Raw genomic sequence first — 20,794 nt, 5'->3', positions numbered from 1 at the left:
CAAGTGCATTTCTTACTATAACAATTTATTGTGGAATCGATCGAAAGCTTACCTACCGTAGAAACAGCCAAAAAATTAGGTTTATTGCCAGAAGAATACGACCGTATTCAGGAAATTTTAGGCCGCAAGCCAAACTTTACTGAGTTGTCCATTTTCTCTGTTATGTGGTCTGAACACTGTAGCTATAAAAACTCTATTGTTTGGTTAAAGACACTTCCGAAAGATTCTCCACGCATGTTGGCTAAAGCCGGTGAAGAAAATGCCGGTCTTGTTGACCTAGGCGACGGTTTAGGCTGTGCCTTCAAAATAGAATCCCACAATCACCCTTCGGCATTAGAACCTTATCAAGGTGCTGCGACAGGTGTAGGCGGTATCAACCGGGATATTTTCACCATGGGTGCACGTCCAATTGCTCAATTAAATTCTTTGCGTTTTGGTAACATCGATTTGGCGAAGACTAAATGGTTAGTGAAAGGGGTTGTGAAGGGAATTGGTGATTACGGGAATGCGTTTGGTATCCCAACGGTCGGTGGAGAAGTTCAATTTGACGATTGTTATAATGTAAATCCACTCGTAAATGCCTTTTCTGCAGGTATTTTGAAGGTGGGTACCCAAGCATCTGCTATTTCATACGGAGTAGGTAATGGTGTATTTATTGTCGGATCTGCTACAGGAAAAGACGGAATTGGTGGAGCAAGTTTTGCATCCGAAGATATTACTTCCAAATCATCAGAAAAATTACCTGCAGTTCAAGTAGGTGATCCTTTTCAAGAGAAATTATTATTAGAGGCTTCGTTGGAAATCATCGAAGCGGGTTGTGTGATTGGTATTCAAGACATGGGTGCGGCAGGAATTATCTGTTCTACGTCTGAAATGTCTGCCAAAGGAGAGCACGGAATGATCATTGATCTTTCCAAAGTTCCTACGCGCCAGGCGAATATGAAGCCATTTGAAATTTTATTATCCGAGTCACAAGAGCGTATGTTGATCGTCGTGGAAAAAGGACGTGAAGCGGAGGCGAAGAAGATTTTTGATAAGTGGGATTTGAATTGTGAGCAAATTGGCACTGTGACAGACACGAAGCGTTTGGAATTCTACCAAGATGGCGTGTTAGTAGCGGACGTTCCTGCGGATGATTTGGTATTGGGTGGAGGCGCACCGGTATATCACCGTGAATATAAGGAGCCTGCTTACTTCCAAGAGTTCAAAAAATTTGACATCAATTCCGTACAAGATATTCCAGCGGCAGAATTGCCAAAAGCATTTGATTTCCTTATGAATCATCCCAACATCGCTTCCAAGAAGTGGGTGGCGGAACAATATGATTCATCGATCGGCCGTGCGAATCGTAACACAAATGCGCCTTCGGATGCAGGTGTGGTAAAGGTTCACGGTTCAGATAAGTCGATTGTGATCACGGTGGATTGTAATTCACGTTATGTCAACGCAGATCCAGAAGAGGGTTGTGCGATGGCTGTTGCGGAGGCAGCACGTAACATTGTTTGTTCGGGAGGTTTGCCGGTGGCAATCACCAACTGCCTGAATTTTGGTAATCCATACGTTCCAGAAGTATACTGGCAATTTGTAGGTGCGATCAAAGGAATGAAGAAAGCTTGTGAGGCGTTCGAAACACCGGTAACAGGTGGTAACGTAAGTTTCTATAACCAATCTTCGGATGAAGGTCCGGTGTTCCCGACGCCAACCATTGGTATGTTGGGTATTCTAGAAAAAGCCGAAAACAAAATGACCTTGGATTTCAAGGCTGAAGGAGATTTAGTATACTTAGTAGGGGAGTCCGTGAATGACATCGCTTCTTCTGAGTTTTTATATTCATACCGCAAGGTGAAGGCATCGCCGGCACCGCATTTTGATTTACCTACTGAGCAATTGGTTCAAAAAGGCATCTCAGAATTAATTGAAGCCAAATTAATCCAATCAGCACATGACGTGTCTGACGGAGGTGTTTTAGTAACAATGGCGGAATCAGCTTTCCCACGTGGCCTAGGATTTGATGTGAAATCAGATGCAGGTATTCGTCAAGATGCGATGTGGTTTGGTGAGGCACAATCGCGTGTGATTGTATCGGTTGCTCCAGCGAAGAAAGCTGCTTTTGAAGCTCATTTAGCAGGATTGGGTGTTAAATCTTCGCAATTGGGTACCGTAAAAGGTACTGATATGGTGGTCGATGGCCAAGTGGTAAGTTCATTAGCGAAGGCTTCCGGTTCTTACTTTACGGCATTGGAAACTGCCTTAACAAAATAATTTCAAGATGAGCCGCTATGCACTGCAATTCGCTTATGATGGCGGCTCGTTTCATGGATATCAGATCCAGCCGAATGCACCTAGTGTGCAAGCGGAATTAGAGGAAAAATTAAGTCTTTTATTGGGAGAAACAGTTGCGATCACGGGAAGCGGTCGGACGGACACCGGTGTGCATGCGGCGCATCAAATTGCGCATTTTGATACTTCAGTTTCAATCGATGAAAATTTAATTTACCGTCTAAATCGGATGCTATCGCCTGCATTAACAGCGCAAGCCATTTATACAGTTGCAGATGATTTTCATGCACGTTTTGATGCGACTTCGCGTACATATGAATACCGCATCACGCGCCAAAAGGATCCATTTTTGCGTGATTTCGCCTACTGGTACGAAGCAGATTTGGATCTGTCAGCGATGAATGAGGCTGCCAAATTACTCTTGTCTCACACCGATTTTCAATGTTTCTCGAAAGTGAAAACGGAGGTAAATACCTTTGAATGTACGATTATGCGTGCTTTTTGGGAGGTAGATGGCGATAACTTGGTATTTACAATCGAAGGAAATCGCTTTTTACGCGGGATGGTTCGCGCCATCGTGGGTACACTGATGGAAATCGGTATGGGTAAATGGACGGTAGCTGATTTAAAACGGATATTGGAATCAAAAAGCCGACAAGAAGCCGGTCGGGCAGTTCCTGCACACGGGTTGCACTTGGTGAAAGTAACTTATCCCGAAGCTAGTTTTGGCGCCAGATGTTCATAATGACATCCATCAAGCTGGCCGCAGATTTAATCTGAATGCTTTTCGGTTTGTAATTCAAGCCTTTCAAATTGTATTTCGAAATCCAGATTTCTTTGAATCCCAATTTTTCTGCCTCAGCGATTCGTTGGTCTATACGTGTGACCGAACGCAATTCACCACCTAATCCTACCTCTGCCGCAAAACATTTAGATGAATCAATAATCTTATCTTCGTAAGAAGAAACCACGGATAGGCAAGTGGCCAAATCCAATGCCGGATCATCCACGCGAATTCCTCCCGTCACATTCAAGAATACGTCCTGCGTGCCTAATTTATATCCACCGCGCTTTTCGATAACTGCCAAAAGCATATTCAAACGTTTTCCATCATATCCATTGGCGGTTCGTTGCGCAGTTCCATAGGATGTGGTGGAAACTAAGGATTGTATTTCAACTAATAGGGGTCGATTTCCTTCCATTAATGTCCCAATGGCTACACCAGAAGCCGGTTCATCCCGCTGGGATAATAAAATTTCCGAGGGATTTGTGACGGCGCGCAAGCCAGATCCCAGCATTTCGTAGATACCTAATTCAGATGTACTACCAAATCGGTTCTTTGTAGTACGAAGAATGCGGTAGATCATGTGACGGTCGCCCTCAAATTGAAGGACGGTATCTACTAGGTGTTCGAGCACTTTAGGTCCTGCGATAGATCCTTCTTTGGTGATATGGCCAACTAAAAATATCGGGGTATTGGACTCTTTAGCGAAGCGCATCAGTTCCAATGCACATTCGCGAATTTGAGAAACGGAACCTGGGCCTGATTCGATTTGGTCTGAAAATAAGGTTTGAATGGAATCAACGATGATTAATTCCGGTTCAAGGTCCACCAAATGCTTAAAAATGGCTTGTGTATTTGTTTCCGTTAGAATATATAAGCTATCTGATTTTTTCTCTAGACGGTCTGCACGAAGTTTAATTTGTTGCTCGGATTCTTCTCCCGTCACGTATAAAACTTTTGTGCCATTTAACGAAAGGGCCACTTGCAATAGGAGCGTCGACTTTCCGATTCCTGGTTCACCGCCAATTAACACTAAGCTGCCAGGTACAATTCCGCCGCCTAATACCCGACTGAATTCCGTATCTGAACAGGGTATTTTAGGTGTATTTTCGAAGTCGACTTCTTGAAGTAATTTCGGTTGTGGCTTAGATCGGGAGGAGGTTTTTGTTTTCCAAACTTCAGCTGGGTGAGAGCTAACTTCCACTAATTCCTCCACGAACGTATTCCATTCTCCGCAAGAGGGACATTTGCCTAGCCATTTGGGTGCATTATGTCCGCAGGATTGACAGAAAAAGGAAGTTTTAGCTTTAGCCACGTGTGATTTTATTTGGTTTCAAAATTACGCTTTTCGTTGGGTTTTCCTTTTTTTTTGGATGAAAAAGGATAATTTTACAGCTTAATTGACTAAAACCGTTTTTGTTCATGAGGATATCGGGTAGGGTTGTTGGCCTTCTTTTACTTTCTTTCATTTTTGTGACTCCTGTGCGAGCACAATTGTTGATGCCCGTACGTAAGGCAACGGGTAATTTTTTCCGATTTGGAATTAAGGGAGGGGTTAATTTAACCAACCTAACGTTGGACGGTTTGACGGTGGATGGTGTTTCAGATTATGTTGCCAAGAGTATGACAGCCAAAAATGGCTATGTGGCTGGGGTTTATGCTCGGCTCGGTCGGCGCGTATTTTTTCAACCTGAATTATTAGCTGGAATTAAATATGCCAAAGTTAACGTGCTGAATGCGGCGCTTGGATTAGATAAAAAGGTGGAGATTGGTTACACCAGCGTTGATATTCCGTTGATGTTGGGATATCGCTTAGGACCATTGCACGTTATGGCTGGACCTGTAGCTTCGTACAGTGTGACACCCAATACTACTTTTTCTCAACTGAAAGCATTAAATGGCACATTAAGTGATGCCGCATCTAATGCTTATTTCTCTTACACGGCGGGCGCGGGCATTGATCTATTAGGGTTTACCTTAGATGTTCGTTACGAGAGTAATTTGACAGATTTGTCGAAAACGATTCCTTTGCCTTCCGGTGTTAATTTTTCCCAAAAAGCGAGTTCATTTCAAGCTACCTTGGGAATGAAAATATTATAAGATGAGAGCATGCCTATTGTTTCTGGTAAGTCTATTGAGTTTTTCGGTATCTGCCCAAAAAATCCCTTCTTGGTTATCTATAGGTCTGAAAGGGGGTGCAAATATTCAAAATTATTCTACCGATTTTAGATTTAAAGGGGAATCAGTTTTGATTCGAAATAGCGCAGCATTCAAGCAAGGCTACACCTTTGGAGGCTATGCACGCGTAGGTAAAAAGTTTTTTTTTCAACCTGAAATGACCTTGTCTACTCGCGGAGGAAAGATGACTGCATTGAACTCCACATCAGGTGTCTATTCGGAAGTTGACTCGGATTACATGACCGTAGATGTGCCTTTATTACTAGGATATTCATTTAAGCATATCTATGTCGTAGGTGGCCCAGTAGGATCTCTCGGACATGCCCGCTATGACAATTTGGAGGAGCTGACGCATTATTACTTTAATGGATATGGTAAATTGGGAATTCCACGATTTATGTATTCATACCAAGCGGGTGTTGGTGTTACTTATTCGCGCTTAAGTTTAGATTTACGCTATGAGCTAGGTCAAACGGATTTAGCGGCCGATTTATTAAAGCCGGAAGGTGTTTATTTCTCGCAAAAACCGCAATCACTCCATGTGACAGTTGGGTTTAAGTTATTTTAAATTATGAACGATAAAATACAGGCGATTCAGTCTGAAATTGAGGCATTTGTTATTTCAGATGCGGCAGCATTAGAGCAATTTCGTATTCAGTTTGTAGGTCGGAAAGGACGTTTAGCTGAATTATTTGATGGTTTGAAGGACGTCGCAGCGGAGAGTCGGCGTGATGTAGGCCAAGCATTAAATGGGTTAAAGAATTTAGCCGAAGCTAAGTTTGCTGCTGCTCAAGAAGAATTTGCGGGTGCGGATCAGTCGATTGAAATACCTGCTGATTTAACTTTATCAGATCCTTTGATTCAAGGTTCATTACATCCGTTGACCTTAGTACGCTCACGTATCCTTGAGATTTTCAACCGGATGGGCTTTTCGGTGTCAGATGGACCGGAGATTGAAACAGATTTCTATAATTTTACCGCGTTAAATTTCCCTGAAAATCATCCAGCACGTGAAATGCAGGATACATTCTTCATCGAAAAAGGGCAAGGCGAAATTCAAGATGATGTCTTATTACGTACGCATACCTCGAATGTTCAAATTCGCTTAATGCAACATGCTAAGCCACCTTTTCGGTCGATTATGCCGGGTCGTGTTTTTCGTAACGAGGCCATTTCAGCTCGAGCTCACTGCTTGTTTCATCAGGTTGAAGGCTTGTATGTCGACAAGGAAGTGAGCTTTAAAGATTTGAAAGATACCTTATATCACTTCGCGAAGGAGATGTTTGGCAAGGATACGAAAGTTCGTTTCCGTCCTTCTTATTTTCCGTTTACTGAGCCAAGTGCGGAGATGGATATTACCTGCCTTTTATGTAAGGGAGATGGTTGCAATGTATGTAAGCAAGCAGGTTGGGTAGAAATTGCAGGTGCAGGTATGGTTGATCCGAACGTCCTAGAGAATGTAGGTATTGATTCCAAAGAATATTCCGGCTTTGCATTCGGTATGGGTATTGAACGCATCACCATGCTTAAATACCAAATCAAAGATTTACGTCTATTTACGGAAAATGATGTCCGTTTTCTACGTCAGTTCAATTAACAAATTTTAAAGTCCGTGAGTGCGGATTTTGACTTACTTTTGACATTATTTTAATTTCTTATGCAGCAATTTAAACGCAATAATAACCTCGTAGGTTGGATTGTCTTTGCCATTTCTCTTATCACGTATACGCTAACGGTGGAGCCAACAGCCTCTTTCTGGGACTGTGGTGAATTCATTGCTTGTGCCTACAAATTACAGGTACCGCATCCTCCAGGAGCACCTTTATTCTTGTTGCTCGGACGTATGTTCTCTTTCCTAGCTTTAGGCGATGTGACGCGTGTGGCGTTCTGGATTAATATGATGTCTGTGGTAGCGAGTGCATTAACCATCTTGTTCATGCATTGGACCATCGTGATGATTGGTCGTAAGGTATTACGCAAGTCATTTGCGGAATTGACACAGTCGGAAGGAATTATTTTATTGCTTTCAGGTGCTGTAGGGTCATTAATTTATGCATTCTCTGACACGTTTTGGTTCTCTGCTGTAGAAGCTGAGGTATATGCCATGTCTTCATTTTTTACGGCTATTGTTGTTTGGGCAGCCTTTCGTTGGGAGTTGGTTGAAAACGAAGCAGAAGCTAATCGTTGGATTTTATTCATCGCTTATTTGGTTGGTCTTTCCATTGGAGTCCATTTATTGAACTTGGTTACCTTGCCTGCATTGGCTTTGTTATGGTACTTTAAGAAAGAGGCTAAGCCAACGTACAAAGGCGGATTTATCGCGATACTGGGTGGTTTGTTCATTCTAGGTATCATTAATTCAGGAATCATTCCAGGATTGCCTTCGATGGCCTTTTGGTTTGAATTACAGTTTGTAAATAACCTGGGCATGAGCTATGGCATGGGAGCAATTTTCTTCTTGTTGGTGCTCCTAGCCGCTATCGTTTTGGGTATTCGTTATTCCTACAAAGCGGGAAAAGAGGTATTAAATGTGGCATTGTTCTCCTTTGTGTTTTTACTGATTGGTTATTCTACCTACACGGTGGCATTGGTTCGTTCGGGATATAATCCACCGATTAACGAGAATGATCCAAGTAATATCTTGAACTTCTTGAAGTATTTGAAGCGTGAACAATATGGATCACGTTCCTTGCTATACGGTCCTGTGTATACGGCTGAGATTGAGGAGTTTAAAGAAGGGGATGAGGTTTACAAAATGAAAGATGGTAAGTATGTGGTTTACACACACAAGCCAGAATATGTGTATCAGAAGGACCAACAAATGTTATTGCCACGTGTGTGGAGTAATTCGGGCCAACATGTTGCCTTGTATCAAGATATGCTAGGCATTCCGGCAGGTCAAAAACCGGGTTTTGGCGATAACTTACGATTTATGTTTAGCCATCAAATGGGGCATATGTACATGCGCTATTTGCTTTGGAATTTCGTAGGTCGGGAAAGTGACCAACAGGACGCTTGGGCAATTAATGTCTTTGAAGATACATCTGCATTGCCAGATGTGATGAAGAATAACAAAGCGCGGAATAACTATTATTATTTGCCATTGCTTCTGGTCCTTTTCGGATTTTATCTATTGTATCGCAAGAATGAGAAGGACTTCTTAGTGACCATCCTCATGTTTGTATTGACGGGAGTGGGCTTAGTTGTTTATTTGAATTCACCACCGGTAGAACCACGTGAGCGTGATTACATCTATGTGGGATCGTTTTATTTCTTAGCGATTTGGGCAGGATTGGGCGTAATGCAATTATTCGAATGGTTGAGTCTCATCGTGAAGAAACCACAGGTTCGTTGGGCCCTAGTGACCATTTTAAGTTTCTCTGCGCCAGCCATTTTGGCGCAGCAAAACTGGGATGATCATGATCGTAGTGGCCGTTACCATCAAATTGATTTTGCCAAAAACCTATTGAATTCTTGTGCTCCGAATGCCATCTTATTTACAGGTGGTGATAATGACACTTTCCCATTGTGGTACGTTCAAGAGGTAGAAGGGTTCCGTACAGATGTGCGTGTGTGTAATTTGTCCCTATTGGGTACGGATTGGTACATTGATCAAATGAAGCGTCAAACCTACCAATCAAGTCCTTTGCCAATTGTCTTGAAAAAGGATCAATTTTTAGAGGGTGTTAATGATCAAATCATGTATTCGGAAAATCCGAATATCAAGGAGATGTCCTTACCTGATTATTTAGATTTAGTGCATAAAGATGATCCGCGCATTCAAGCGCAGACGCAAAGTGGTGAATTGATTAATACATTCCCATCTGATTCATTAGTGATTCCTGTGAATGCAATGAAAGTGGCGCAGTCCAACTGGTTTCCTAAGGAGTTCGTGCCGTTCTTGTCGGACCGTCTTAGCTGGAAATTGCCCTCAAAAAATATCTTTAAAGGGGAGTTAATTCAATTGGAGATCATCTCAAACAACGCGTTAGCTGGTTGGACACGTCCGATCTATTTTGCGGCGACCTTGCCGAATGACCAGTATTTAGGTTTGAAGGAGAGTATGCAATTAGAAGGTTATGCGTATCGTTTGATGCCATTTAAAATTCAGGGTGCACAGGATGGTTTCGTGAATTCGAAAATCATGGCGGATAACATGTTGAATAGGATGTATTGGCGTGGTTTGAATGATGAAAAGGTTTACTACCATGGAGACTTTTATATGGGTATTCCAAGTGTGACCTTGCGTTTGGGTACGTATAGACTTGCTGACCAGTTGGTTCGTGAAGGCAATGCCCCTTTAGCTAAAAAGGTCTTAGATCATTTGGAGCAAATCATGCCAAACAAAGTGATTCCTTACGATCAATTTTCGGCTAGTATGGTTGGTTTATATCTATTGCTAGGCGAAGAATCTAAAGCCTTGAAAATGGCCAAAACGATGGTGGACCGTAACGATCAAGCATTAGATTACTACTTATCAGGCGGTATGCGTGCGCATGAGCGTGATATTCAAATTGCCTTATATGAAATGAATGTGATTGTTTCTTCGTTCAAGGAATCCAAGGTATCCCCAGCGAAATACAAGGATCTTGAATCTAAGTTCATGAAGCAAATGGCGAGGGTTCAATAAAGAGGTGAGAAGTGAGAGGTAAGAACTGAGAGTTGACATATTAATAAAAATGCCCAAGGAAATCCCCTGGGCTTTTTTATTTGTTACTATTACCTCTCACTTCTTACCTCTCACCTCTTACCTCTCACCTCTCACCTCTTACCTCTTACCTCTCACCTCTCACCTCTAGGAAAACATATCTCTCACCTTATGAAAGAAACCTTTTTCCGATTTCCCTGGTTGAGGGGCGAAGTTGGCCGAGTCACGCAATTTTTCTAATAACTCGCGCTCTTCTTTATTCACTTCTTTCGGGGTCCAAATATTCACATGGACTAATTGATCCCCTACGGAATAGCCGTTCAGTTCTTTGATTCCTTTGCCCTTTAAGCGTAAGATTTTTCCACTCTGCGTTCCGGCTTCTAGGGTAATTTTAGCTTTTCCACCGATGGTAGGTACTTCGACAGAGGTTCCTAAGGCTGCGTCAACGAAGCTTACATAGAGGTCAAAAATTACGTTATTGCCATCGCGGTGCAATACTTCATGTGCTTCTTCTTCAATGACGATTAACAAATCACCGGCTACGCCACCACGCGGGGGAACGTTTCCTTTGCCCGACATCGATAATTGCATATCGTTGGATACACCTGCAGGGATTTTGATTGGGATGATTTCTTCTTCTAACACGCGGCCTTCTCCGAAACATGCATCACATTTAGCACCTACGCTTTTGCCTTCGCCGCTACAGGTAGGGCAGGTAGATGAAGTGACCATTTGGCCCAACATCGTATTTTGAACGCGTTTTACTTGGCCTGAACCTTGGCACGTACCGCAAGTTTTTAAATCAGTACCGTTCTTGGAACCATTGCCTGAGCAAGATTTACAAGCTACGTGGCGTTTTACCTTGATTTTCTTTTCGACACCATTGGCGATTTCTTCCAAGTTTAACTTCAACTTGATTCGTAGATCAGTGCCTTTGCGCTGACGTCTGCCACCTCCGCGGCCTCCGTTGAAAAAGCTTCCGAATGGACTATCGTCGCCGCCACCACCAAAGATATCCCCAAACTGAGAGAATATATCTTCCATGTTCATGCCTTGTCCACCAAATCCGCCGCCAGCAGCTCCACCCATTCCCGCATGACCAAAGCGGTCATATTGCGATTTCTTTTGGGCGTTACTTAATACTTCATAGGCTTCAGCAGCTTCCTTGAATTTTTCTTCAGAAGCTTTGTCGTCTGGGTTTTTATCTGGGTGATACTTGACCGCTAATTTGCGGTAAGCCTTTTTGATTTCCTCCTCAGAAGCTGACTTGGATACGCCTAATACCTCGTAATAATCTCTTTTCTGCGCCATTGTAAATTAGTTACCAACCACCACTTTTGCGAAGCGAATGACTTTTTCGTTTAATGTATATCCTTTTTCAACTACCTCCATCACCTTTCCTTTGTCGTCTTCCGTTGGCGCTGGAAATTGCGTAATGCAATCATGTAATTCCGCGTCAAATACTTCACCTTTCGCAGGTAATTCTCTCAGTCCTTTTGTTTGAAGTGTCGCAGTGATTTTAGCAAATATCAATTGGATTCCTTCTGATATTTCGCCTTCTGGTGCGTTCGCTAGTGCGCGCTCATAATCGTCGATGACAGGTAATAAGTCTACGATTAATCCAGCAGAGGCTGTTTGAATGAGGTCAATTTTCTCCTTCGCCGTTCTTTTTCTAAAGTTTTCAAAGTCTGAATATAAACGAAGGTATTTTTCTTTCATTTCGGCCAGTTCATCTGGCGCTTGTGTTTCTTCGGTCGGTGCTTGTTCAGCAGTCTCTTGTACGATCTCTTCTTCGATTGGCTTTTCAGTCTCTTTCTTTTTCATAAGGCAAAATTAATAGGGTTTTCGTCTACTCAAATGATGAACCAAAAACTATTTTCTGACAGTTTGGCATAAATTCAGTGAGCTTCGTAATTTTATGGCACATGAATGCGTCACCATCTCACGTTTCCCAAACCATTAAACGCCTAGCACACCAGCATGGTTTTCAATTTTGTGGGATTTCTAAAGCTGAATTTTTATCCGAAGAAGCACCGCATTTGGAGCGCTGGTTAAACCAACACATGCACGGCGAGATGAGTTACATGGCGAATCATTTCGATAAACGCCTAGACCCGCGTAAACTAGTGGACGATTGCCAAACCGTGATTTCCCTCGCATACAATTACTTTCCCGATCCGTCCATTCAAGTCTTATCAGATTCCTTTCAGGTCTCCAAATATGCATTTGGAAAAGATTACCATGTGGTCATTAAAGACAAAATGAAGCTTTTGTGGGAAGATTTGCAACGCGAACTAGGCGATTTTTCGGGCCGTATGTTTGTAGACTCAGCCCCAGTATTAGAAAAAGCTTGGGCCAAAAAGTCTGGTTTGGGGTGGATAGGGAAGAATGCCAACTTGATCATTCCGAAGCAAGGGAGTTTCTTTTTCTTAGCGGAGCTTTTGGTGGATTTGAAGGCAGAACCCGACGGACCTATCAAGGATTTTTGTGGGACCTGTACACGTTGTATTGAAGCATGCCCAACGGATGCCATAACGCCTTATGTGGTGGATGGATCTAAATGCATTAGTTATTTCACGATTGAATTGAGGGATCAAATGCCGGCGGAGTTGCAGGTTAATTTTCAAGATTGGATCTTTGGATGTGATATTTGTCAAGATGTTTGCCCATGGAATCGTCATTCTAAACCACATCAAGAAATTGCATTTCAACCTAACGAGAGATTCTTAGATTTGTCAAAGCAAGATTGGGAGGATTTATCAGAGGATCTGTTTAAAGAATTATTTCAGTTCTCTTCGATCAGTAGAACTAAGTTGAAAGGTCTTCGCCGCAATATTGCTTATGCAAAAAAAAATGGGTCACGAAAATCATGACCCATTTCAGCAAATTAAACCCTAAAGTGATTTTCTTATAATAAACTGTAATGCTAATTCATGGCTGCTTTTGTCATTGTCTTGAATCAATTGAGCGGCCATTTCACCTAATAAGCTAGGTTGATTTGATAAAACTGTAATTCCCCCGGCAACGATTTCTTTAAAATGACAATCGTTAAATGCAATGAGACCAAGATTTTCACCTATCGTCAATCCATTTGTTTCCCCGTATTTGATAGCCTTCACCAAGTCTTTGTCGTCTAATGTGAAATAAATTTCACCAGCACGTACATCCACCGGATCTAGGCCATCCAATACTTGGAACTCCAGGCCATTCGCCTCGCAGAATTCACTGCAACCGTTAATCAATCCAGCATCGAAATAATCCTCCTCTGAAACGACTAAATTGAACGAATGGTATTTATTAAACAGGTTTATTTGGTTTGAAAAGTGAAAGTTTAAAGCCGTTTTAGGCTGAGAAATAATGCTCGCATGCGCATTGGAAATACTATTGAAGTTTTGATCCAATAAAATCAAGCGGTCCCCTGAAATCTTCTTTAAGCACTTAATGTTTTCTTCTTCCTCTTCAATTAGGTGAGGCATGATGACGTAATAATGGTAATTCCCCAACTGCTGCGCCATGATTTCTTGAAACTGGCGTGTCTTGTATTGGTAGGTGTAAATATCCACCATGACATTTTTGCCTAATGACTCGCAAAATGAATCGAAGATCTCTTTATTGGTAGTCGTAATTTTACCCACCAAAAAAAGTACTTTGGTTTTGGTCTTTATAGACGAGTTAGAAATGAAGTAACCTTTACGAAAGATCGACGTGATAACGCCCATTTTGTGTAACTCCGTGTAGGCACGTTCCACCGTATCGCGGGATAAATAACATTCTTCGGAAGCTTCGTTAATGGAAGGTAATCTTTCCCCCGGTTTCAATTCTCCCATTTCGATATCTTGCAAGAGCGAATTGATTAATTGCTGGTACTTAGGAAGTTTATTATCCGAGTTTTTGGCAGAAAAAGAAACAAATGTCTTGACCATGTCTATTAATGCGATTTCGTTATGAATAACATAAGCAAATGTAATCCAAGTCGCTTTCTTTCGATTGGACAAATCTTTCAAATTTGTGGACGATTCTTGCACTAAAGTGCTTTTGAAAGAATTATACGGGAATTAATGGCTCAGTCGAGTGGAATTTATACCGGTAAGTCGGCGTAACTTTTACCTTTATTTTTCTAATTTAGACGTTCTATAATTTAAGACTTTGCGGACTTTTTTGTGTTTCATTTGGCTTTTGGTTTCAGCTTCCCTTCATGGGCAAGTTGGAAATCGATTTGAGCGTTTGACTACAGCCTCTGGGTTATCTCAAAGTTCGGTTTACAAAATTATTCAAGACAAGAAAGGTTTTCTTTGGTTTGCTACGGCAGATGGATTGAACCGGTATGATGGGCACAATTTTAAGATTTATCGTAATGATCCCAGTGACCCTACTACCTTAAGTGGAAGTGATATATTTTCCATCGTGGAAGATGATGAAGGAAATATTTGGGTAGGTACCCGATCTTCTGGTTTGAATCATTTGGATCTTCAAACGGGAAAAATAACGCGGTTTACACGCGGGCCCAATGGGCAAGATATTAGCAATTTAAATATTCCTTCATTTATCAAATTAGGGAATCATCGGATAGGAGTGGCAGCTCTTGGACTAGGTTTTTTAGTTTTTAATACGCAAACAAAGAAATTGCTTGCTGCAGAATCTGAAATCAATAATCCTTTGGTCAAAGATGTGGTTCGATTATTTAAACATAGCAATGGATCGTTATGGTTTGGAACCCGTACAGGACAATTAATCTCCGTGCTCGGAAAGCATAGTTTTATGCCATTTTCTATCGGACAAAATCAAGTAAAGTCTAGGATTCGGGCCATTTATGAAGCTAAGAATGGGGATATTTTAGTTGGGACAGATGGTGCCGGTTTGTTTCAGTTTAATCCGACTAACCAACAATTTCGTTCCGTATTTTACCAAGCTTCTAATCCGTTGGCACGTCAAAATATCGTGACGAGTATTACCCGGGATGCGTTACAAAATATTTGGATAGGAACGGATAATGGCGTTTATGTCATGGAGGGGGATGATTTTAAACGTTACAAACACATTCCATCCAATCCTGATCCCGAGGTGGGCATCAGCTCGTATGCGGTGATGAGCTTATATACAGATTCAGATTTGAACACATGGATAGGTACTTGGGAAGCTGGTTTAAATATTAGTTTTTTTCAAAAGCCCCGGTTTTCGGTATTACGCTATAAACCGAATACTATTCAGGGTTTATTAAGCAATAAAGTAACTGCATTATCGGCTTCAGATGCTTCTGGTATTTGGATAGGAAGCAATTTAGGCTTGTCTTATTTCGACCACAAAAATCGAAAGCTGAATCATGTGATCTATAAGGAATCGGCCAATAAACTTAATGCGTCAGGTGATTTTGATATTAACTTATTAAAAGCGATGCCCAATGGCGAAGTTTGGATTGGTTTCTGGGGTAAAGGTCTCAATCACCTTTCTGCGACTAAGAAACTAAGCGATTACCCATTTTTGCCTGGAAGGCGCGAAGCTAATTTCATTTGCATCCTTCCCTATGATAATCAAGTACTCATTGGTACCGTAGGTCTGGGAATAGTCTCCTTCAATCCACAAACCAAAACGTACCAAGTTCCTTTTCCTATTTTAGGGGTAAAGACATTTCAAAATCGGGCTATTTCAGATTTGAAGGTGATGGCTGATGGCCAATTGTGGATTTCGACAATCGGTTCAGGTCTCTATATCTACAATTTTAAAAGTCAAAAACTGAAGCATTTGGTCAAGTCGGCAGACCCGCAAAGTTTGAGTTATAATCACGTAACGCAGGTATACCAAGATAAAAAACAGCGTATTTGGGCTTTGACGAATGGGGGTGGGGTCAATTTGTATCAAGCAGAAAAGCAAGATTTTCGTGTCTTTACGGTCAAGGAAGGCTTAGCGAGTAATACGGTTCGTGCGGTTGCTGAGGATGGTCAAGGAGATTTATGGTTTACTACCACCAACGGTATTTCAAAAATGGATGGGAAGACCTTGCGGTTTATCAATTTTGAAGAAGCTGATGGGTTACAGGGAAAGGAATTTATGGCGAAAGCTATTGTTTCCAATCAACAAAACTGGTTGTTTTTTGGTGGTGTTAATGGCCTGAATTATTTAAAATCGGATAGTTTACGTATGCGTTTGGATGTGCCAGATGTGTATGTGACTAGCTTCAAATTATTCAATCAGGTCGTAGAGCCGGGCCAAGAAGATAGCCCGCTAAAATTTGATATTAGTAGGACCACCCACATAACGCTTCAGCCAGGGCAGTCGGTATTTAGTCTCGATTTCGTAGCCTTAGAATATCAGCGCCCGAAAAATAATCGGTATGCGTATTATTTAGAAGGTTTTGAAAAGGATTGGAATTACGTGGGGACAACGAGGTCGGCGACGTATACCAACTTATCTCCGGGGGATTACATATTCAAAGTAAAGGCTTCGAATTCGGATGGGGTCTGGTCTGAAAAACCCACTGAATTGTTTATAACCGTGTTGCCGCCTTGGTATCGCACGTGGTGGGCCTATGCTGGCTATGTGCTCATGTTGATCGCAGCGATTTATTTGTTTATTCGGGAGGTGAAAATTCGTGAGGCTTTCAAGACCGATATTCGGATGAAGGAAATCGAAAAAGAGCGTATTCGTGAGCTGGAGCAAGTAAAAACCCATTTCTTTACAAATATCTCACATGAGTTGCGGACGCCATTGACGCTTATTATTAGTCCAATAGAGAAGTATTTTTTACAAAACTCAGCACTAACCGGGATGCAAGAAAAGCGGATGTCCTCCGTGTATCAAAATGCGCAGAAATTATTGCGCTTGATTAATCAATTGCTGGATTTGTCAAAAATTGAAGCAGGAAAACAACATCCCATTATTGCTAAGCATGATGTGGTTCTGCAGATGAATGGCATTATTCAAAGTTTCGAAAATTATGCCCAGCAGAAACAGATCAAATTAACTTGGAAAGCCCCCGTTGATTCGCACTACGTGTATTATGATGCGGATATTTTAGAAAAATGTGTCAGCAATTTGCTGTCTAATGCTTTTAAACATACCCCAGAAGATGGTAAAATCGGTGTTTCCTTGAATTTGGATACGCTGTATGTGGATGGTAGTGAGGAAGTAAGGCACCTAAATATTCGTGTGTTAGATACTGGAAAGGGCATTTCTGTGGAACATTTACCACATATTTTTGATCGCTTTTATCAAATCCCAGAGTCTATCTCGATGGTCGGTACCGGCGTAGGATTATCTCTTTGCAAGGAATTAGTGACGCTTCATCTAGGGGAAATCGACGTAAAGAGTACGTTGGGCGTGGGTAGTGAATTTGGTTTCAGAATTCCGGCGCGTAAGTCCGATTTTGACCCCTCGTGGGTTCAAGAAAAATTGATGACAATTAAGTCGCAAGAGCCATTGATTACACCTGAAAATTCGATTGAAAAGGAAAAGCAGATTTTATTAATTGTGGATGATCATACCGAACTTCGGAAATTTGTGGCCGAAATTTTTGAATCTAAATTTCAGGTCATGGAAGCTTCGAAAGGCGAGGATGCCCTTGAAATGGCTTTAACCTATTTGCCAGATGTGGTGATTACGGATTGGATGATGCCGGGAATGAGTGGCGTGAATTTATGTCGGGCACTGCGTCAAAACCCGAAAACAAATCATATCCCATTAGTTTTATTGACCTCCAAAAGTTCACAAGAAAGTCAGATTGAAGGCATGCAGTCTGGTGCAGATGACTTCGTGAGTAAGCCATTTAATGCGGATATTTTAGAAATTCGTGTGAATAAGTTGTTGGAGTCCAAAGAACGCAATCGGAAGAATTGGCAAAAGCAGATGATCCAACAGGAATTGAGTGAAGGGAAATTGCCTACCTTTGAGGATGCTTTTCTGGTGAAGGCAACGCAGTTGATTATTGCGAATTTGAGTAATGCCGACTTTGACGTAGAGGACCTTGAAAAAGGCCTAGATATGAGTAAAATGCAGTTGTACAGGAAGTTGAAGATGTTGACATCCTTAGCGGCCAACGAATTTATTCGGTCGATACGCTTGCAGCAGGCTAAAGTTTTATTAGAAAATTCAACTTTTAACATTTCTGAAATCGCGTATCAAGTGGGCTTTAATGACCCTGCTTACTTCGCAAGAGCCTTTAAAAAACAATATGGCAAATCGCCAAAATCATTCATCAAACCAACTCATGAAGAAAATTAGTCTTTTCATTCTTGTCCTATGTTCCTCTTGGGGATTTTTGGCGCACAAGACGTTGCAACAAGTGTCTATTTACCAATTGCCGGATGGGTTAGCGTCGTATTTTTATGCGAATCAGGAATACATCGTCCAACAATCCATTCGTCCGGATGTGCGTCGGAAAGATGATAAATTGGAAGATGCCAAGCATTATTTGGATATGGATGCGCCGTTGTTTGGTGCCAATTATAAAACCGATATTCCACATGATTTTAACGCCGCGGTAAAAAAGTATACGCTAGATAGTTTGCGCAAAGAAGGCTTGGTGCCTTGGGAAGTTACCCGTGTGTATGGCCGCTTAGTGCATGCGTTCAAGCATGAAATGCGGGATTCAGTCCTTTTTTATGCAGCTGATTTAGGGCATTATGTGGCGGATGCACACGTGCCTTTACATACCACAAAAAATCACGATGGGCAGTTGACCGGCCAAAAAGGAATGCACGTCTTATGGGAAAGTTTAGTACCTGAAGATCAATTGCAGACGTATAATTTGAGCCAAGTAGCTGGTGTTCAATACATTGCCAAACCTCAAGATTTCATTTTCCAGATTTTATTGGAGTCACATGCCATGTTGCCTACGATGTTTAGCGCTGAAAAAGAAGTTCGCGCGGCATTAGGAGAGGATGGTTCCTTTGAAATGGTGGAGAAATATGGTCGGAAGCAACGCTATTATACCAAAGCCTTTATTCAAGCGTATGGAGCCAAGGTAGGGGTGTCGGTTCAAAAACGCATGTTATTGGCTTCCTCGCGGGTGGCATCCTTTTGGTTTTCGGCTTGGAAAGATGCTGGATCCCCTGCTTGGGTAAACCAAGATGCGGCGGTGAATGCTCGCTTAGCTGAGGAACGTGTAATTTGGAAAAAGAATGCGCTCATTTCCAGTGGTGCGCTAATTTCGGTAAAAGCGAAGTAAGATGGTTAAGGTTTTATTACTCTCCGATACGCATAGTTATTTGGATCCACGCCTGGATGAACATCTCAAGGCATGTGATCAAATTTGGCATGCGGGAGATTGGGGATCTGTGGAGCTGGCGGATAAATTAGCCGCTTACGGAAAGCCGATTGCTGGCGTATACGGGAATATTGATGACCGAACCATTCGAAATATGTATCCCAAAATTCGGCGTTTTCGTTGTGAAGATGTGACGGTTGCCATGACGCATATCGCAGGAGCCCCCTCGAATTACAAACCTGATGCCTTAGAGGCATTCTCAAAAGGTTTACCTATGATTTTTGTCTGCGGGCATTCGCATATCTTGCAAATTAAGCGGGATGCCAAACGTAATAATATGCTGTTTTTGAATCCGGGTGCGGCGGGCCAACATGGTTTTCATCCGGAGCAAACGGCTTTACGTTTTAAGATAGACGGAGCTAGGATATATGACATGGAGGTCATCCAAATGCCACGCATTAAAGTGAAGTTAACTCCCGAAGAAGCAAAGTTGATTCCCTAGTTGGCCACCTCAAACGATTGCACATGCTCAAATACACTCCCTTTTTGGAATGATTTTAAGATCCAACCGCCACCAATCACATCATTTCCTTCGTAGAAAACGGCTGCTTGGCCTGGGGCAATTCCACTGACTTGCGCATGAAAGTCAACTTTAATTTTGGCGCCGTGCTGGTAAATGACTGCATCCGTTCCGGCATCTTTATATCGAACCTTTGTTAGTGTTTCTATGCCTTCTGCAGGGATTTCGGCATACTTTTGAAGGTTGAGCTGGCCTACCCACATGCCGGTCCGATTTAAATCAGCTATCTCGCCAATCACAACTTCATTGGTTTCTTTGCGAATTTCAATCACATAAGTTGGGAATCCAAAAGCTTTTCCCAAACCTTTCCGTTGGCCTACCGTATAAAACGGATAGCCCTCATGCGTACCAATCACCTTTCCAGACGTGTCCACAAAATTTCCACCGGCAACTTCGGCTTCTAATTCAGGTAATCTACGCTTTAAAAAACCACGATAATCATTATCAGGCACAAAGCAGATTTCGTAGCTTTCAGATTTATTCACTAAATCTACAAAACCACGTTCGGTAGCCATCTCACGAATGCGCGCTTTGGTTAATCCACCTAATGGTAAAATGGTGCGTGCCAGGCTGGATTGTGAAACTCCCCAAAGCACGTAACTCTGATCTTTTAAGGTATCTACCCCTTTCGAAATGATGTGTCGGCCATTTTCCTCACGTGTCTGAGCATAGTGTCCGGTCGCAATATACTCACAACCTAATTGATCCGCACGCCGAAGTAATGCGTCCCATTTTATGTGCGTATTGCACATGACACATGGGTTTGGGGTACGTCCGTCCACGTATTCTTGCGTAAAGTAATCGATGACCGAATCACCAAATTCTTCACGGATATCTAATATATAATGGGGAAAACCGAGCGACACAGCGATGTGTCTCGCATCATTTATGGAATCGAGGGAACAGCAACCGGTTTCTTTCTTATCTCCACCAGAACTAGCATAGTCCCAGGTCTTCATGGTCATTCCAATGACCTCATAACCTTGTTCGTGTAATAAAACAGCTGCGACTGAGCTGTCGATGCCGCCGCTCATGGCGACTAAAACGCGTCCTTTTGATTCCATATTTCCTTACAGGTTCAAAGCCTGCTGTAAATTTTCCGCAAGTTAGGATTTATTTCGCCAA

General features: G+C 42.1%; 15 protein-coding genes. 10 read left to right on the top strand and 5 right to left on the bottom strand.

What is annotated here, in order from left to right; translation table 11 throughout:
* Nucleotides 1-30 precede the first annotated feature (30 nt).
* Nucleotides 31-2,262, top strand: coding sequence for a phosphoribosylformylglycinamidine synthase subunit PurL (gene purL, locus U0R10_RS05130; RefSeq protein ID WP_377982874.1), 2,232 nt, complete (start codon nucleotides 31-33; stop codon nucleotides 2,260-2,262).
* Between the two features lie 7 nt (nucleotides 2,263-2,269).
* Nucleotides 2,270-3,025, top strand: a complete 756-nt coding sequence (gene truA, locus U0R10_RS05125) for a tRNA pseudouridine(38-40) synthase TruA (protein WP_377982873.1) — start codon at nucleotides 2,270-2,272, stop codon at nucleotides 3,023-3,025.
* Here the strand turns inward: truA and radA are convergent.
* On the bottom strand, nucleotides 3,000-4,379 hold the full coding sequence (gene radA, locus U0R10_RS05120) for a DNA repair protein RadA (protein WP_377982872.1): 1,380 nt from the start codon (nucleotides 4,377-4,379) through the stop codon (nucleotides 3,000-3,002). The two genes, truA and radA, sit on opposite strands and share 26 nt — an antisense overlap.
* 107 nt (nucleotides 4,380-4,486) lie before the next feature.
* Between radA and U0R10_RS05115 the strand changes: the two genes are divergently transcribed.
* Genes U0R10_RS05115 through U0R10_RS05100 form a run of 4 tightly spaced genes read left to right on the top strand, consistent with a single transcriptional unit; the run spans nucleotide 4,487 to nucleotide 9,872 of the window.
* Entirely contained in the window at nucleotides 4,487-5,164 is a 678-nt protein-coding gene (locus U0R10_RS05115; RefSeq protein WP_377982871.1) for a porin family protein, read from the top strand.
* A 1-nt stretch (nucleotide 5,165) separates the two neighbouring features.
* The gene (locus tag U0R10_RS05110) at nucleotides 5,166-5,810 is read left to right on the top strand and encodes a porin family protein (RefSeq protein WP_377982870.1); all 645 of its coding nucleotides are present in this window, start codon (nucleotides 5,166-5,168) and stop codon (nucleotides 5,808-5,810) included.
* Between the two features lie 3 nt (nucleotides 5,811-5,813).
* Complete coding sequence (pheS, locus tag U0R10_RS05105) at nucleotides 5,814-6,839, top strand: phenylalanine--tRNA ligase subunit alpha (RefSeq protein ID WP_377982869.1); 1,026 nt, start codon at nucleotides 5,814-5,816, stop codon at nucleotides 6,837-6,839.
* 60 nt (nucleotides 6,840-6,899) lie between these two features.
* The gene (locus tag U0R10_RS05100; protein ID WP_377982868.1) at nucleotides 6,900-9,872 is read left to right on the top strand and encodes a glycosyltransferase family 117 protein; all 2,973 of its coding nucleotides are present in this window, start codon (nucleotides 6,900-6,902) and stop codon (nucleotides 9,870-9,872) included.
* A gap of 165 nt (nucleotides 9,873-10,037) precedes the next feature.
* On the opposite strand, the gene dnaJ is transcribed toward U0R10_RS05100, so the two are convergent.
* Together dnaJ and U0R10_RS05090 are read right to left on the bottom strand one after the other, a co-directional pair.
* Nucleotides 10,038-11,201, bottom strand: coding sequence for a molecular chaperone DnaJ (gene dnaJ, locus U0R10_RS05095; RefSeq protein WP_377982867.1), 1,164 nt, complete (start codon nucleotides 11,199-11,201; stop codon nucleotides 10,038-10,040).
* A gap of 6 nt (nucleotides 11,202-11,207) precedes the next feature.
* Entirely contained in the window at nucleotides 11,208-11,714 is a 507-nt protein-coding gene (locus tag U0R10_RS05090; RefSeq protein ID WP_377982866.1) for a nucleotide exchange factor GrpE, read from the bottom strand.
* 77 nt (nucleotides 11,715-11,791) lie between these two features.
* Between U0R10_RS05090 and queG the strand changes: the two genes are divergently transcribed.
* Entirely contained in the window at nucleotides 11,792-12,763 is a 972-nt protein-coding gene (gene queG, locus U0R10_RS05085) for a tRNA epoxyqueuosine(34) reductase QueG (protein ID WP_377982865.1), read from the top strand.
* A gap of 21 nt (nucleotides 12,764-12,784) precedes the next feature.
* On the opposite strand, the gene U0R10_RS05080 is transcribed toward queG, so the two are convergent.
* Nucleotides 12,785-13,915, bottom strand: a complete 1,131-nt coding sequence (locus U0R10_RS05080; RefSeq protein WP_377982864.1) for a GntR family transcriptional regulator — start codon at nucleotides 13,913-13,915, stop codon at nucleotides 12,785-12,787.
* 121 nt (nucleotides 13,916-14,036) lie between these two features.
* On the opposite strand from U0R10_RS05080, the gene U0R10_RS05075 reads away from it, so the two are divergent.
* From U0R10_RS05075 to U0R10_RS05065, 3 genes are read left to right on the top strand one after another with little or no spacing between them, the layout of a single operon-like run.
* Nucleotides 14,037-18,104, top strand: a complete 4,068-nt coding sequence (locus tag U0R10_RS05075; protein WP_377982863.1) for a hybrid sensor histidine kinase/response regulator transcription factor — start codon at nucleotides 14,037-14,039, stop codon at nucleotides 18,102-18,104.
* Nucleotides 18,091-19,050, top strand: a complete 960-nt coding sequence (locus tag U0R10_RS05070) for a zinc dependent phospholipase C family protein (protein WP_377982862.1) — start codon at nucleotides 18,091-18,093, stop codon at nucleotides 19,048-19,050. The genes U0R10_RS05075 and U0R10_RS05070 overlap by 14 nt, the downstream gene beginning before the upstream one ends.
* 1 nt (nucleotide 19,051) lies before the next feature.
* Complete coding sequence (locus U0R10_RS05065) at nucleotides 19,052-19,591, top strand: metallophosphoesterase family protein (RefSeq protein ID WP_377982861.1); 540 nt, start codon at nucleotides 19,052-19,054, stop codon at nucleotides 19,589-19,591.
* Here the strand turns inward: U0R10_RS05065 and mnmA are convergent.
* Entirely contained in the window at nucleotides 19,588-20,733 is a 1,146-nt protein-coding gene (gene mnmA, locus U0R10_RS05060) for a tRNA 2-thiouridine(34) synthase MnmA (protein WP_377982860.1), read from the bottom strand. The two genes, U0R10_RS05065 and mnmA, sit on opposite strands and share 4 nt — an antisense overlap.
* Nucleotides 20,734-20,794: the final 61 nt, after the last annotated feature.

Origin of the sequence: Aquirufa avitistagni, from assembly GCF_042715545.1 — a bacterium.
Taxonomy (GTDB): Bacteria; Bacteroidota; Bacteroidia; order Cytophagales; family Spirosomataceae; genus Aquirufa; species Aquirufa avitistagni.
The sequence above is the reverse complement of the archived record's forward strand: the minus strand, read 5'-3'. Positions and strand labels throughout refer to the sequence as shown.

Coding starts and splice junctions, on each gene's coding strand:
- U0R10_RS05070 (WP_377982862.1), top strand. CDS start 18,091: ATGAAGAAAATTAGTCTTTTCATTCTTGTCCTATGTTCCTCTTGGGGA.
- pheS (WP_377982869.1), top strand. CDS start 5,814: ATGAACGATAAAATACAGGCGATTCAGTCTGAAATTGAGGCATTTGTT.
- mnmA (WP_377982860.1), bottom strand. CDS start 20,733: ATGGAATCAAAAGGACGCGTTTTAGTCGCCATGAGCGGCGGCATCGAC.
- dnaJ (WP_377982867.1), bottom strand. CDS start 11,201: ATGGCGCAGAAAAGAGATTATTACGAGGTATTAGGCGTATCCAAGTCA.
- U0R10_RS05065 (WP_377982861.1), top strand. CDS start 19,052: ATGGTTAAGGTTTTATTACTCTCCGATACGCATAGTTATTTGGATCCA.
- U0R10_RS05100 (WP_377982868.1), top strand. CDS start 6,900: ATGCAGCAATTTAAACGCAATAATAACCTCGTAGGTTGGATTGTCTTT.
- U0R10_RS05110 (WP_377982870.1), top strand. CDS start 5,166: ATGAGAGCATGCCTATTGTTTCTGGTAAGTCTATTGAGTTTTTCGGTA.
- U0R10_RS05115 (WP_377982871.1), top strand. CDS start 4,487: ATGAGGATATCGGGTAGGGTTGTTGGCCTTCTTTTACTTTCTTTCATT.
- U0R10_RS05090 (WP_377982866.1), bottom strand. CDS start 11,714: ATGAAAAAGAAAGAGACTGAAAAGCCAATCGAAGAAGAGATCGTACAA.
- truA (WP_377982873.1), top strand. CDS start 2,270: ATGAGCCGCTATGCACTGCAATTCGCTTATGATGGCGGCTCGTTTCAT.